This window comes from Proteus columbae (genome assembly GCF_009914335.1).
GTDB lineage: Bacteria > Pseudomonadota > Gammaproteobacteria > Enterobacterales > Enterobacteriaceae > Proteus.
The window spans coordinates 596,841-611,509 of the sequence record NZ_CP043925.1 but is presented as its reverse complement, the minus strand read 5'-3'; the positions used below and the strand labels follow the sequence as shown (position 1 = coordinate 611,509).

Annotated in this window: 12 protein-coding genes and 1 other annotated feature; of the genes, 5 read left to right on the top strand and 7 right to left on the bottom strand. The window is 38.7% G+C overall.

All coding sequences use genetic code 11. The annotated features are described in order from the left end of the window. Together thrB and thrA are read right to left on the bottom strand one after the other, a co-directional pair. Entirely contained in the window at positions 1-951 is a 951-nt protein-coding gene (gene thrB / locus F1325_RS02930) for a homoserine kinase (protein ID WP_109371863.1), read from the bottom strand. Next, complete coding sequence (gene thrA / locus F1325_RS02925; protein ID WP_109371865.1) at positions 933-3,392, bottom strand: bifunctional aspartate kinase/homoserine dehydrogenase I; 2,460 nt, start codon at positions 3,390-3,392, stop codon at positions 933-935. The genes thrB and thrA overlap by 19 nt, the downstream gene beginning before the upstream one ends. Before the next feature lie 22 nt (positions 3,393-3,414). After that, positions 3,415-3,535 (bottom strand) — a sequence feature (Thr leader region). A 663-nt stretch (positions 3,536-4,198) separates the two neighbouring features. Between thrA and arcA the strand changes: the two genes are divergently transcribed. After that, a complete protein-coding gene (arcA, locus tag F1325_RS02920) occupies positions 4,199-4,915 on the top strand; it encodes a two-component system response regulator ArcA (protein WP_006535263.1) in 717 nt (238 codons plus the stop codon). A 210-nt stretch (positions 4,916-5,125) separates the two neighbouring features. Here arcA and creA read toward each other — a convergent pair whose 3' ends face one another. Beyond that, on the bottom strand, positions 5,126-5,584 hold the full coding sequence (gene creA / locus F1325_RS02915) for a protein CreA (RefSeq protein ID WP_171455359.1): 459 nt from the start codon (positions 5,582-5,584) through the stop codon (positions 5,126-5,128). 227 nt (positions 5,585-5,811) lie between these two features. Here creA and robA point away from each other — a divergent pair, with 227 nt between their 5' ends. Beyond that, the gene (gene robA, locus F1325_RS02910; RefSeq protein WP_109371867.1) at positions 5,812-6,720 is read left to right on the top strand and encodes an MDR efflux pump AcrAB transcriptional activator RobA; all 909 of its coding nucleotides are present in this window, start codon (positions 5,812-5,814) and stop codon (positions 6,718-6,720) included. 43 nt (positions 6,721-6,763) lie between these two features. Here robA and gpmB read toward each other — a convergent pair whose 3' ends face one another. Then, positions 6,764-7,411, bottom strand: a complete 648-nt coding sequence (gene gpmB, locus F1325_RS02905; RefSeq protein WP_109371869.1) for a 2,3-diphosphoglycerate-dependent phosphoglycerate mutase GpmB — start codon at positions 7,409-7,411, stop codon at positions 6,764-6,766. Between the two features lie 51 nt (positions 7,412-7,462). On the opposite strand from gpmB, the gene yjjX reads away from it, so the two are divergent. Beyond that, positions 7,463-7,999 carry an inosine/xanthosine triphosphatase gene (gene yjjX, locus F1325_RS02900; RefSeq protein ID WP_023580954.1) on the top strand — a complete coding sequence of 179 codons (537 nt, stop codon included), beginning with the start codon at positions 7,463-7,465 and terminating at the stop codon, positions 7,997-7,999. 138 nt (positions 8,000-8,137) lie between these two features. On the opposite strand, the gene trpR is transcribed toward yjjX, so the two are convergent. Continuing rightward, positions 8,138-8,449 (bottom strand): trp operon repressor, encoded by a 312-nt coding sequence (gene trpR, locus F1325_RS02895; protein WP_036911763.1) that lies wholly within the window; start codon positions 8,447-8,449, stop codon positions 8,138-8,140. A gap of 99 nt (positions 8,450-8,548) precedes the next feature. After that, positions 8,549-10,468, bottom strand: a complete 1,920-nt coding sequence (gene sltY, locus F1325_RS02890; protein WP_109371871.1) for a murein transglycosylase — start codon at positions 10,466-10,468, stop codon at positions 8,549-8,551. Positions 10,469-10,810: 342 nt separating this feature from the next. On the opposite strand from sltY, the gene ettA reads away from it, so the two are divergent. Both ettA and F1325_RS02880 read left to right on the top strand, forming a co-directional pair. Continuing rightward, positions 10,811-12,478, top strand: a complete 1,668-nt coding sequence (gene ettA / locus F1325_RS02885) for an energy-dependent translational throttle protein EttA (RefSeq protein ID WP_160229972.1) — start codon at positions 10,811-10,813, stop codon at positions 12,476-12,478. A gap of 560 nt (positions 12,479-13,038) precedes the next feature. Next, on the top strand, positions 13,039-13,614 hold the full coding sequence (locus tag F1325_RS02880; protein ID WP_160229971.1) for a type II toxin-antitoxin system PemK/MazF family toxin: 576 nt from the start codon (positions 13,039-13,041) through the stop codon (positions 13,612-13,614). A gap of 208 nt (positions 13,615-13,822) precedes the next feature. Here F1325_RS02880 and F1325_RS02875 read toward each other — a convergent pair whose 3' ends face one another. Further along, positions 13,823-14,620 (bottom strand): energy transducer TonB, encoded by a 798-nt coding sequence (locus tag F1325_RS02875; protein WP_109371877.1) that lies wholly within the window; start codon positions 14,618-14,620, stop codon positions 13,823-13,825. Between the last annotated feature and the right edge of the window lie 49 nt (positions 14,621-14,669).

Genomic DNA, 14,669 nt, shown 5'->3' with positions numbered 1-14,669 from the left:
TTATCCTATCTGTCTTGCGCCACGCGTATCTATACGGCAGATATGTACAAAGCCTTCACTGTTTTGTACGTAGTTTTGTTTCAGCCATTCGGCCATCTCTTGTGCGATTTCTAATGAATCACTAATCGTAAAAATGGTAGGGCCTGAGCCGGAAATACCACAAGCTAACGCACCTTTCTTCTGCGAAGCCTCTCTGGCTTTTTCAAACCCCGGAAGAAGTTGGGTGCGATAAGGCTCTGCAATCACATCTTGCATCAAATTAGCGGCTAGTCCTGATTGCTGAGTATGGCAAGCATGAATAAAACCCGATAAATAACGACCGTGGTTAATGATGTCTGCTTTAGAGTATTGTTTTGGTAAAATCGCTCTAGCTTCTGCCGTAGAAACTTTAATTCCCGGATATGCCATAACCCAATACCAATCATCAAAGGTTGGTACAGACTGACAAATAGTGCCATTTTGTTCCAAAATAAGTTGTAACCCACCTAAATAACAAGGTGCAACATTATCATAGTGCACACTACCTGAAATACGTCCTTCAAGCTCCCCCATCATCAGCAGCAATTGTCTCTCACCAAAAGGCTTTTGGGCAAATTCATTAAGTGCAACCAATGCCGCAACAACAGAACAAGCACTTGATCCTAAACCAGAACCAATTGGCATATTTTTCTCAAGCGTCATTGCAACAGAAAGTTCTTTGCCTAATTTTTCACAAAATAACTGCCAACATTGATACACAATGTTTTGCTTAGGATCTGAAGGTAATTTGCTAACAAAGTGCCCTTTACTTTCAAGTGTAAATACCGAAGCCGCTTCAACGGTGACACAATCACCCAGTAATTGCCCATCAATAGGTGAAACTGCCGCGCCAAGGACATCAAATCCGACACTCACGTTGCCGATTGATGCTGGTGCATAAACTTTAACCACGCTTAAACTCCCAATTTCCATGATAAGGTACGTAATACATCTGCAAACACCCCAGCAGCAGTAACATCATTACCAGCACCATATCCACGTAATACCAATGGAATAGGTTGATAGTAGCGAGTGTAAAAGGCTAAAGCATTTTCACCATTTTTCACTTTAAACAGAGGATCATTTGCATCAACTGCCATTATCTTAACTTGGCATTTTCCTTCATTGATGATGCCAACATAACGTAATACCTTACCTGCTTTTTGTGCTTCTTCGACTTTTGCATCAAATTCAACATCAACTTGAGGTAAACGGTTTAAGAAGCTTGCTACATCACCTGAGCTATCAAATGAAACAGGCAGCACAGGCTCTACATCGATATCACTGAGTTCTAATTTATAACCCGCTTCACGCGCTAAAATAAGCAGTTTACGCGCAACATCCATACCAGAAAGATCATCACGAGGATCAGGCTCTGTAAAACCTTTATCTTTTGCTGAAAGAGTCGCTTCAGATAAGCTTTTACCTTCATCTAGTTGACCAAAAATGTATGACAAGGAGCCTGAAAGAATACCATTAAATTGAACTAACTCATCGCCCGCATTGAGCAAGTTTTGTAAGTTTTCAATAACCGGTAAACCTGCACCAACGTTAGTGTCATACAAGAACTTACGGCGTGAAGCTTCCGCTGCTTGTCGAATTTGGTAGTAATAGTCCATCGACAGCGTATTCGCTTTTTTGTTTGGTGTAACCACGTTAAAGCCATTTTGTAAGAAATTTGCGTATTGTTGCGCAATTTCTTCGTTTGATGTGCAATCAACGATCACTGGATTTAAGAAGTGGTACTCTTTTTCTAAACGAATAAGCTGACTAAAGCTAAAAGGTTCTTTGGCTTCTTTAAGTTCTTGTTGCCAATTATCTAAATCAATACCTTGCATATCTGTCAGCATGGCTCTTGAGTTAGCAATACCACAGACACGAAGATCGATATGCTTATTTTTCAACCATGCTTGCTGGCGATGGATTTGTTCAATTAATGCGTTGCCAACACCACCAACACCGACAATAAAGACTTCAACAATTTGATTAGTGTTGAAAAGCATTTGATGGCATAAACGCACCGCGTTAGTTGCAGAATCATTCGCAATAACGGCAGAAATAGAACGCTCTGAAGAGCCTTGAGCTATCGCAACGATATTAATATTGCCACGGGTTAAAGCAGAGAAGAAACGCGCTGATATCCCTTTTAAAGTACGCATACCATCACCTACAACGGAGATGATAGCGACGTTTTCCATGATATCTAATGGATCAAGTACACCATCTTTTAATTCTAAATAAAATTCATCTGATAAGGCTTTTTGCGCTCTCATAAGTTCTTTTTGCGGTACACAAAAGCTGATGCTGTATTCAGAAGAAGATTGTGTAATCAGAACAACAGAAATACCCGCTCTTGACATAACAGAGAACACTCGAGCGGCCATCCCCACCATACCTTTCATACCAGGGCCTGATACGTTGATCATCGCCATATTATTAAGGTTGGTGATCCCTTTAACTGGTGTACTATCATCTTTTTGACCATCACCAATTAATGTACCCGGCGCATCTGGGTTGCCAGTGTTTTTTATTAAACAAGGAATTTGGAATTGGGCGATTGGAGCAATAGTGCGAGGATGAAGTACTTTAGCGCCGAAGTAAGAGAGTTCCATCGCTTCTTGATAAGACATGCCTTTTAACAGACGTGCATCAGGAACTAAACGAGGATCACAAGTATAAACACCGTCAACATCAGTCCAAATTTCACAACACTCTGCACGTAAGCAAGCGGCTAACACAGCAGCAGAGTAGTCTGAGCCATTACGACCTAATACCACGAGTTCATTCTTTTCATTACCCGCAGTAAAGCCTGCCATTAAAATCATATCGTCTTTTGCGATATTGAGTTCTAAGATGCGGCGAGTAGACTCAGGAATATCAACTGTCGATTCTAAGTAATGACCTTGTGCGAGTAAATTTTTGACTGGATCGATCACAGTGACATTATAGCCACGAGCCTGCAAAACGGATCCCATTATAGCGATAGAAAGCTTTTCACCACGACAAATCATCGCTGCATTGATGCTATCAGGGCATTGACCTAGTAAAGAGATCCCATGAAGAATATGTTTGATCTCTGCAAATTCACGCTCAACTTTATCTTTTAAGCGCTCATAGTCAAAACCAGGTTGTTTTTCTCTTAAACCTTGTAATAAGTTGGCAAAAATTTGCTCGGCTTCTCGTACTTGAGTGAGAGGATCTTCGCCTTCTGCCGTTTTTTCAATCATTGCAACCAAGTAGTTAGTTATCTTGGCTGGTGCTGATAATACAAGAGCGACTTGTCCTTGCTCTCTTTTTTTCTCAGCGATATCAGCAACATTCAGCACACGCTCTGCGTTGGCAACTGAAGTTCCCCCAAATTTTAACACTCGCATACAGCTCTCCTGATTTTTCACCCAAAAAAAAACCCGCATTTCTCAATGCGGGCTTTTTCGATTTTCGTTTTTTATATGCGACAGCCCGCCCCGCAATATAAGATTCCGGTGGTGGTGGTAATAATTGTCATTTTAGCTGGGCTGTAAATACGCATAACTATCCTGTCTGTCTCAAATTTAGTTTGACTATATACTGGTTAAAGCAAAGCGAGAGAGATGTCAAATTTTTTCTTTTTTTTCACCAAAAAATAAACTCAACTTAAATAAAATTTATTCGATCCTTACTCCTATTGTAGTATAGATATTGCTATCACAAAGGGATAAACAAAGAAAATAAAGCTACTATTTTAGAGTTATTTGGGGATTTGTACTTTTATAAGGAATAAGGTATTTTATGCTACTTTAAATTGTGTAACAAAACTGGAAAAAAAATAAACCCCCACTATATTTAACATATATTTTTCTTTTACATTACATAAATCAAATTATATAGTTAACTATTGAAATCAAGGTTAAGCTGTTATCTTGATTTTGATATGTGTCAACAAAAGTTAGCTTTTTAGATGGTATTTAATACAACTGGTGTTATATTGCTGTTAATAGACTATGGGCGTTTTGCATTCTGATTTTAGCGTTCATTGTCGATTAAAATTGCAAGTTTTGTAATAACGTGATGGTTATTTATCGAATTTCAATCTGGGTCTAGTTTTTACGTGCTAATAACAAAAATGAATAACCACACAAGCGCACACAGAAGTTAAACACAGATTTCCTTTTTCTATTTTTGGTAATTTTAGGTAGCAAATATGCAAACCCCGCACATTCTGATTGTTGAAGACGAAGTTGTTACTCGTAATACCCTGAAAAGCATATTCGAAGCTGAAGGGTATATCGTACACGAAGCCACTGATGGCAACGAAATGCACAATGTTCTATCTGATCATGATATTAATCTGGTCATTATGGACATTAACCTTCCTGGTAAAAACGGGCTGTTACTTGCTCGTGAATTACGTGAACAGGCAAGTGTTGCATTAATGTTCCTGACCGGTCGTGATAATGAAGTTGATAAAATCTTAGGCCTAGAAATTGGTGCCGATGATTACATTACTAAACCATTTAACCCTCGTGAATTAACGATTCGTGCACGTAACTTACTGTCACGTACCATGAATTTAGTTAATGGCACAGAAGAACGCCGTTTAGTGGAAAGCTATAAATTCAATGGTTGGGAGCTTGATATTAACAGTCGCTCACTAATCAGCCCTGCTGGTGAACAATATAAATTACCACGCAGTGAATTTCGTGCGATGCTACATTTCTGCGAGAATCCAGGAAAAATCCAAACTCGTGCAGAATTACTGAAGAAAATGACAGGCCGTGAGCTGAAACCTCATGATCGTACTGTTGACGTTACTATCCGTCGTATTCGTAAGCATTTTGAGTCAACACCAGATACACCTGAAATCATCGCAACAATCCATGGTGAAGGTTATCGTTTCTGTGGTGATTTAGACGAGTGATTTGATTCTATCTCAAACACTTTCTTAACAAAAAACCCCGAATTACCATTCGGGGTTTTCTTTTATCTAAAGAAGGATTAATAAAATCACAAATAGTGAAAATTGATCTCAGCAACTATTTTGATAAAAAATATAACTTCTTTTTTAAAAAAATTTTAAACCTTATTCGTATTAATTTTATTAACCATTAATTTCTCTAGTAAATAAAAATCACTCTTTCCACGGCATAATAGGTACTGCACTAATCGCATTTTTTGGCGAACCATCAATGACTTTATCTGAGTAAGTCAGATAAACTAAAGCATGGCGCTGTTTATCGTAAAAACGTACAACTTGAAGCTTTTTAAATACTAATGATGTTCTTTTCTGGAAAACAACATCACCATTATTTTTCCCTTTAATAACCTTTTCGCTTAGTTCAATAGGCCCTACTTGCTGGCAAGAGATAGCCGCATCAGCAGTATCTTCAGCAAGACCTAAACTCCCTGAAATGCCCCCAGTTTTTGCTCGGCTTAAATAACATGTGACATTTTTAACTTCAGGATCATCAAATGCTTCAATCACAATTTTATGGTTAGCGCCAAAAAACTTAAATACCGTATCCACGTAGCCAATTTCTTCTGCTTTTGCCATCAAAGAAAAAGGGAGTAATATAGATACTGCTAGCATCTTTTTGAAATTTAACATATTTACCTAGTTCCATTGAAAAGATGAGAAAATAGTTTTGTCTAGAATAAAACAATCTATTACTAACTGATAGAAGAATTTGTGTACATTAGTCGATGAAAAAGACTATATTTTACGATTGTCTAACAATATAACTTGTTATAGATGTTCAGGCTCTTTACCATCTACTTCTACTGCAATAAACAAACGAATATGACTAAGGGAGATGTATGGATCAAACCAACATCATACGTGATTTGCTCGCTTGGCTTGATAGTAACCTAGACAAGCCATTATCCCTCGATAATGTCGCAACCAAAGCGGGTTACTCCAAGTGGCATCTACAACGCATGTTTAAAGAAGTTACAGGACAAGCGATTGGTTCTTATATTCGTTCAAGGCGTCTATCTCGTGCAGCCGTTGCATTACGTTTAACGAGCCGCCCTATTTTAGACATTGCTTTGCAATATCGTTTTGATTCTCAACAGACTTTTACCCGCGCTTTTAAAAAGCAATTTAATAGAACACCCGCACTTTATCGTCGTACTGATGAATGGTGTGCGGTAGGAATTTGTCCACCAATTACCTTAGATCCTCAAAATTTACCTAAATGGGAATTTGTAACGCTATCTGAGAAGAAATTAATTGGTATTGAGCAAACTTGTAGCCACACCCTTGAGCAATGGGCTGAAGCCTGCTCTAACATGCGCCAAACCTTCTGGCGTTACTACATGAGCAAGATAAGCGCTGTCCCTCATCAAGTTTATGGGCTTCACCACGCACAACATAGCGATGAGCATGAAGATGAACAACGTGTGCTTTACACAACTGCCGTTGAGCCAGATTATGCAACGTTTATTGATGATGATGCAGCAAATGAAGTCTCTCTTGCTGGCGGTGATTACATTCGCTTTGATTTTGAAGGTGAGGCAAAACGCGGTGCAATGCAGGAATTTTTATTCCTAATTTATGGTGTCTGCTTACCTAATATGGGATTAACGCGCCGTAAAGGCTATGACGTTGAAAAATACTATCTTAAAAATGTGAGTTACAGCAATGAGATGGTGACTGAGCCACAAGATCATATCGAACGTTTTGAATATTACATTCCAATTAAACGCGAAGATGTAACCGCATAAGAAAAAGCTCTCTTTGTAATATGAGAAAGAGAGCTTTTATTTTTTAGCGCTGAACTTCATCTAATGCAGTATCAGTAAGATGGCTCACATCACCCGCTGTTTCAATCACCCAACCATTAGCAAGCCAAGGGCTATTTTGATAATCAACGCGTGAAATTGAGCAATTACGCAGTCTTAAACGGCGTTCTGCATATGCAGGTAATCCCAATACAGTACTCAGTAAGCACCCTAAAGCAATACCATGACTGACTAAGAGTGGGCGGCTATTTGCGGGTAAATCAAGACATTGATTTAGCGCAGCCTGCATACGACTTGCTAATTCTGCCATTGATTCTCCTTGGGGAATTCGTCCATCAGGTGTACCATCAATCAAACTCTTGCGCCAAGCCTCTTCTTGTGTCTTTAATGTTGCGATCTCTCGCTGTTCAAGAACGCCCATATTAAGTTCACGTAAACGTGGGTCAGTTATCACTTCACAGCCACAAGCTTGTGCAATGATTTCTGCCGTTTGACGAGTACGGCCAAGATCGCTTGAGATAATGTGGGTAATGCCTGCTGATTTTACTTTTTCAGCAACTTGCTGTGCTTGACGCACACCATTCGCTGTTAGTGGGCTATCAGATTGCCCTTGAATACGTCTCGCCACGTTCCATTCAGTTTCACCGTGGCGAACAAGATAGACCTGTAACATACATTTTTTCCGTTATACTGCTCTAATTTTTCAAAGGATGATTAATTCATTATGTATCATGTCATTGCAGCCACTACGAATCCAGCAAAAATCAACGCGATAAAACTCGCCTTTGAGCAAGTATTCGGTAAAGATACCTTTGATATTGAAGATATTAATGTCGATAGTCGTGTTCCACAGCAACCTATCGGAAATACAGAAACGAGAACTGGCGCACGTCAACGTGTGATGGCGGCTCGTCAAGTTCGCCCTGAAGCTGATTTTTGGGTTGGCGTCGAAGCCGGTATAGAAGATGATATGACCTTTGCTTGGATTGTTGTCGAACATGGACAAATTCGTGGAGAATCACGCTCAGCAAGCCTTATGCTACCAGAACAGATCTTAAAAGGGATCCGTGAAGGTCGTGAGCTTGGCGATGAAATGGCTTTCTTAACAAAAATTGACAACATTAAACAGCGTGGCGGTGCGATTGGTTATTTTACTGATGGCCTACTCAGTCGTACTTCTGTGTATCAACAAGCATTAGTGCTAGCATTAGTACCAGTCACTCATGATATCTATAAAGAACTCAATCAAAAAGAAGATTAATAATTAATCTGATGCGTTTTCTTAGATAACCCAGCTTCTAGATAAGTCTGCTGTTAGATAAAAATGAAACAAAAAAAGCCATTTAATCAAATAATTAAATGGCTTTTTATTATTCTAGTTTAGAGAGTAACAACGCGACTATTTTTTCGTCATTAGCTCTTTTTCAAGCCATAATTTCACATCATGTGGCGCTGTTTTTAAACTATTAGAGCCTCTAGTGATGGTGGCAATGCCAACGCCTAACTCTTCTTTTAACTCACGCTGACTTAAATCCCCTCGCATTAACTCTTGCACAATACGAACTCGAGTTGCCAAAGCACTACGTTCATCAGGTGTCATTAAAAGTTGTAAAATAGGAAATTGCACATCTTGCTCAAAAGCATGTTGTAATAACTCAACAAATCTTAGCCAGTGCTCATTCTCTTCAGGTGATAATGCAGGATCTTGCATCGTGGGAACCTCTTTTTGCCACACTCATTAACTAGTACAAACTATATCATACTTTGCTAATGTACAAAGAGGCTCCAACAATAAATCCTTTTTTATCCTTTAATATCGGCTATTCCACTCATTTTCAGTCAGTACTGGCTGCTGTTCGCCCGCAAAATAGCTATAGAAAACAGCAAAAGAGAGTACGTTTTTCACATAACCACGAGTTTCAGCAAAAGGAATACTTTCAACAAAAGCAATTGCATCTAATTGACCATTTGCATCAGATAACCAACGATCAACACGCGCAGGCCCCGCATTATACGCAGCACTTGCTAAAATACGGTTTTGGTTAAAACGCTGATAGACAGAATCAAGATAAGCAGTACCAATCTCAATATTCTTCACAGGATTTGTCAATTGCGCACTACTTGTATATCCCGTAATCCCCGCTTGTTTTACCGTAAACTCTGCTGTTTTTGGCATAACCTGCATTAAACCTGTTGCACCAGCTGAAGAACGGGCTTGAGGATTCCACGCACTTTCTTGGCGAGCAATCGCCATCGCATAATTGCGGTCTATTGATTTATCTTTCGTATATTGCTCAAACTCATTTTTCCAAGCAAGAGGGAAGCGTTCTTCTAGATGATCCCACATTTTTCCAGTGATCGTGGCTTGTACTGCTAAATCAGCCCATTTTTGCTCGTATGCATAACGCGCTAATTCAGACTGTATTTGCGCTGGCTGTGAAGCGACATAGTTTGCCCACTCTGATCGCGCTAAGTTATCCATCTGCCAATACATTAACTCACGAACACGCTGTATTTCTGGCTGATTAGGGATGTTTGATGAAACACTAGGGGCTTTATCTATCACCATCACATAAGGCTTACCTAATTTGGCAGCTGCAACCATTGGGTAAAAACCACGATTTTGTGTTAGCGCTTCTAAAATAGTTTGTGCTTCACTGTTTTTACCTTGTGATTGCAACACCATTGCTCGCCAATAACGCCACTCTTCCTTATTTTTACTTTCAGGAGAGAGCCTTTCTAACCACAATGCCAATTCAGCGGGTTGATTTTGGCTTAATGCTAGACGTACACGACGCTCACGCAATGTATCTGATGCTGTATCTTGAATAACGCTATCACGCCATTTTACCTGCTCTGGTGTCGCATAAGGCATATATTGCCACGCCACAGTATCACGCATTAACTGGCGCTCACTGGCTGTCATTTTTTGTGCATGCGCGATATTGTCCAGTTGTGCTCTTGCTGCATCTGCGTCTTTTCTTGCCCAACGTGAAAATGCAGATTGTATGATTGAACGTGTGAAATCTGTCGGTGAAAGAGTGGTTGCATAGCGCCCAACTAAATTGGGATAGTCTTGTAATTCAACCAAGGCATCACTAATGGTTTGATAATTTTCAGGGAGACGTCGAGCCAAGTAAGCAGCAAGCGCCGTATTACCATTTTTAACCGCTAAATTAATGCGTTCTAACACCAACTCTGGTGTTAATTGATTCGCTTTTTGCCATTCATCAAAAAGTGAATCACAACTTGATGGCATTGATGTGCCATTAAGCCATGCTTCTTTAGCCCCTACCCATGCCGTTTGAATATCACCTGTTGCCCATTTTGCATAATAATAATTACATCTTGCGGCTTTAGGATTTGGTGGATTAGGGCTAAAAGTCAGTAAGTTCTGCCACTCTTGGCGCTTAGCCAATTCATTCACAAACAGTGAAGGAAGTGCTTTTGCTGGTGGCAATGTGGGATATTTAGCAACAAATTCAGTAACCACTGCTGGCGCAATAACATCAAGATTATCCGTAATTTGACGGTATTCCAGATAAGGATAAAGTGGATAGTTTTGTAATGTGGGCAGTAGTTTTTCTACTTCATCTGTTTTTTTCAGATCCCATGCTGACTTAATTTCTTGATAACGAGCACGTTGTTCATTTAATGAATCTGCTTGCACCCATGTAGAAAAACACAATGCCCCAATTGCCACTGCTAACGACCACTTTTGCTTCACCACGTTATTTCTCCCACCTCAAATAGAACCACCAAAGAGTGAATACATTAGCTAATATGATAATCATTAACAATGTAAGTTCCCCTCTTTAAGAGAAATTTTCTTTACTTTCAGAGGAAGTACGAAAGGTGGATAAAAACCTCTCTTTTGACTAAGGTTTTCTTTTATAAATCGGGTATACTGGCGACTTTCATCATTTTCGGGTCTTTGGCAAAATACTGGCATCGACTTTGCTATTGTTCATTTTGGTACCATAAATACGCGGCTTAATCACAAAAAATTTGTTTTTAGCGCAAAAAGTGGCACCTCAGATAAAATCTCTTTTATAATCAAAGGGTAATTATAGTGGCTCAATACGTTTATAGTATGTTGCGTGTCGGGAAAATTGTCCCACCTAAGCGACATATCCTTAAAAACATTTCACTCAGCTTCTTCCCGGGCGCGAAAATTGGTGTGCTTGGTCTTAATGGTGCTGGTAAATCAACATTACTACGCATCATGGCAGGTATTGATACTGATATCGAAGGTGAAGCACGTCCACAACCAGGTATTAAAATTGGTTACTTACCACAAGAACCAAAATTAAACCCAGAACATACAGTACGTGAAGCCGTTGAAGAAGCCGTCAGCGAACTGAAAAACGCATTAAACCGCCTTGATGAAGTTTATGCGGCTTATGCCGATCCTGATGCTGATTTCGATAAATTAGCAAAAGAACAAGGTCAGTTAGAAGCGATTATTCAATCTCATGATGGCCATAACCTTGAAAATCAATTAGAGCGTGCAGCAGAAGCGCTACGTTTACCTGAATGGGACGCAAAAATTGAGAAACTTTCAGGAGGTGAACGTCGCCGTGTTGCTATCTGTCGTCTCCTGTTAGAAAAACCAGATATGCTGTTATTAGATGAACCAACTAACCACTTGGATGCAGAATCTGTGGCTTGGTTAGAGCGCTTCTTACATGATTATGAAGGTACTGTTGTGGCGATCACCCACGACCGTTACTTCCTTGATAACGTAGCGGGTTGGATCTTAGAACTTGACCGTGGTGAAGGTATTCCATGGGAAGGTAACTACTCTTCATGGTTAGAGCAAAAAGACGCGCGTCTTGAGCAAGAAGCGGCAACTGAAGCGGCTCGTCATAAATCTATTCAGAAAGAACTTGAATGGATCCGCCAAAATCCTAAAGGCCGTCAAGCAAAAGGCAAGGCACGTCTTGCTCGCTTTGAAGAACTTAACAGCGTTGATTATCAAAAACGTAATGAGACCAGTGAACTCTTTATTCCACCTGGACCACGTTTAGGGGATAAAGTATTAGAAATTAATAATCTAACAAAATCTTATGGTGATCGCGTTCTGATTGATAATTTAAGCTTCTCTATCCCTAAAGGGGCGATTGTCGGTATTATCGGCCCTAACGGTGCGGGTAAATCAACACTATTTCGTATGATCTCGGGTCAAGAACAACCAGACTCAGGTACACTCACTTTAGGTGATACTGTTAAACTGGCGTCTGTTGATCAGTTCCGTGACAGCATGGACGACAGTAAAACTGTTTGGGAAGAAGTTTCAGGTGGCCAAGACATTATGCGTATTGGCAACTTTGAGATCCCAAGCCGTGCCTATGTTGGTCGTTTTAACTTTAAAGGTATTGACCAAGGTAAACGTGTTGGCGAGCTTTCTGGTGGTGAGCGTGGTCGTTTACACCTTGCGAAGCTGCTACAAGTTGGCGGTAACATGTTACTGCTCGATGAACCAACCAACGACCTCGACGTTGAAACTTTACGTGCGTTAGAAAACGCCCTATTAGAGTTTCCTGGTTGTGCAATGGTTATCTCGCATGACCGCTGGTTCCTTGACCGTATTGCCACTCATATCATCGATTATCAAGATGAAGGTAAAGTGGAATTCTTCGAAGGTAACTTTACTGAATATGAAGAATACAAAAAACGTACATTAGGCAACGACGCTATTCAGCCTCGTCGCATGAAATACAAACGCATAACAAAATAGTTTTAATTATTTTCCTTACGACTAAAAATAAAAGCAGAGATTATTCTCTGCTTTTTTATATTTAATTAGTTTTAAATTTAATAAATATATTTAAAGTTTAAAATAGAAAAAATAAAGTCACATTAATTTAAAATAATCTCGAAAACACAGATATACCTCACTATTACTTAACGGATTATATTATGATAAGAATTAATTATTTTTAATTTCATAATTATCAGACCTAAATATTATTAGGTCATGTTATCCTAAATGGTATAAATGAAATCATCACTCCACTATTTAGAGATAACATTGATAAAGAAAATTTCTATCCTGTTTTTATCACAAAATCATTTATCGGTAGAAAAGAACACAGATGGAAAATAAAAAGTTCAAAAATTCAAACTCTATCTGAGAACAATATTATTATAAATATTTGGCTATCTCCAAGAAATGTTTCAGATGATATTTATTTATCTCAAACATTAAAAAATAAAAATTATAAAAGTGCTAAATCAATATTATATCTTGGTAAAATTATTATTGTTGAATTTGGACATATCTTCTCATGTGTCACTTTGGATGCCAGTATAAAAACAAATAAACGCTATCCTGATAATATTCAACAGGATGAAATGCATAAGAGAAGACCTGCGATTGTCGTAAAAGCAGATGACAGAGGAGTTAAAGTCATTCCACTCACATCAAAAAAGCCTCATGACTTAGCTGTTAATTCCTCTATTTTTAAATTATCAGATGAATCAATAAAAAACATTGGTGATCTTGCTAAAAAAGAAACTTATGCTTTATGTGATATGATCCAAACTGTTTGTGTAACGCGAATACTTCCTCCTTTATTTAAATTAAAAGGATACAATCAATATTATAGAAATGAGGACTATCGAGCTTCACTTTGTCGTGGAGATAAAAAATTATTAGATAAAGGGCTACTATCATCAATATCAAAAAATAAATTTTATACAGAAATTGAAGAATTAAGAAAAACAAATAAAAATTTAGAATCAGAGTTATATTCTTTAAAAAATGACTTATTAATATTAAAAGAAATGTATATGTATACCCATGAAAGCAATGCATTATATATTGATGAGGTTGATAATGAGATTTTATTATACAAAAACTCTATTGAATAATTATATTGCTGTTATATTTTCACTATGATACTCTTATTTCGTTGGTGGGGACAAAAGAGGCGGCAATCTTCCCCGCGACGCTGAAAAATTGCGATGCCGACGAACACAAAGATTAAAACTAAAAAACCACCTTACGGTGGTTTTTTAGTTTCTGTTTCTTTAAATTATTTATTTTTAATAATTAGTTTATTATGTAGTAAATAATAACTTAGCTATCTTGCCTATAATCAAACGTTAAAGGCGCAGTAAATGAAATATTACCATTTACTAAACGATAGCTTTCAGGCGCTGGAAATGGCGAAGCACGTTTAATCGTATTTAACGCTTCTCTATCAAGAATACGATTACCCGATGATGTTTCTACTTTCGCGTCTAATAACTCACCTTTTGCATTTAACACAATAGAAACTTGTGTCACGCCCGTTGCTTTAAAGCGCAATGCTGTGCGTGGGTAGCGTTTATAGGCATTAATATGGCTATGAACTAAACTTTCCCAGCCCATTTGCCCACTCACAGAAGAGGTGGATAAACTATTAAATTGAGCACTACTACTTGTATTAGAACCAGAAATAGGTGCGCTTGTTACATCTGATGGTGCTTCTGAGACAGGAAGATCATCAGGTACTTTCACCGCAACAGGTTTTGGTTTCACCACTGGTTTTACTTTTGGCTTTTCTGGAACACGCTCATAAGTGCCTTGTTCTACTACAGGCATTTTAGGTAAATCTAACACTTCTTTGATAGGCTCTGGCTCTACCTCTGCGGGTTCAGGAACAGACATCACTTTTTCAGGCCCAACAGGAACTTCTTTTGTTTCTGCCTTTGCTAATTGATAGATACCAAGATCCATTGTCATCGCTGGTGGTAAAACACCATGGCGTTCATCTTTAGATGTTATCCAGCCAATAACGACAACGGCTAACGTTGCATGAAATAAAATACTGGCGGTTAATCCACCAATAGAAAATGATCCACGGCGTGAAAAAGTCGCCGACATACTACTCATAATTCTTGCCTCTGATTTTCTTTCTTGTGAATTATAGGCATAATATAAA

Excerpts from the sequence above, each read along its gene's own strand:
- gpmB (WP_109371869.1), bottom strand. The coding sequence starts at position 7,411 with ATGTTACAGGTCTATCTTGTTCGCCACGGTGAAACTGAATGGAACGTG.
- trpR (WP_036911763.1), bottom strand. The coding sequence starts at position 8,449 with ATGCAAGATCCTGCATTATCACCTGAAGAGAATGAGCACTGGCTAAGA.
- arcA (WP_006535263.1), top strand. The coding sequence starts at position 4,199 with ATGCAAACCCCGCACATTCTGATTGTTGAAGACGAAGTTGTTACTCGT.
- thrA (WP_109371865.1), bottom strand. The coding sequence starts at position 3,392 with ATGCGAGTGTTAAAATTTGGGGGAACTTCAGTTGCCAACGCAGAGCGT.
- yjjX (WP_023580954.1), top strand. The coding sequence starts at position 7,463 with ATGTATCATGTCATTGCAGCCACTACGAATCCAGCAAAAATCAACGCG.
- robA (WP_109371867.1), top strand. The coding sequence starts at position 5,812 with ATGGATCAAACCAACATCATACGTGATTTGCTCGCTTGGCTTGATAGT.
- thrB (WP_109371863.1), bottom strand. The coding sequence starts at position 951 with ATGGAAATTGGGAGTTTAAGCGTGGTTAAAGTTTATGCACCAGCATCA.
- F1325_RS02875 (WP_109371877.1), bottom strand. The coding sequence starts at position 14,620 with ATGAGTAGTATGTCGGCGACTTTTTCACGCCGTGGATCATTTTCTATT.
- creA (WP_171455359.1), bottom strand. The coding sequence starts at position 5,584 with ATGCTAGCAGTATCTATATTACTCCCTTTTTCTTTGATGGCAAAAGCA.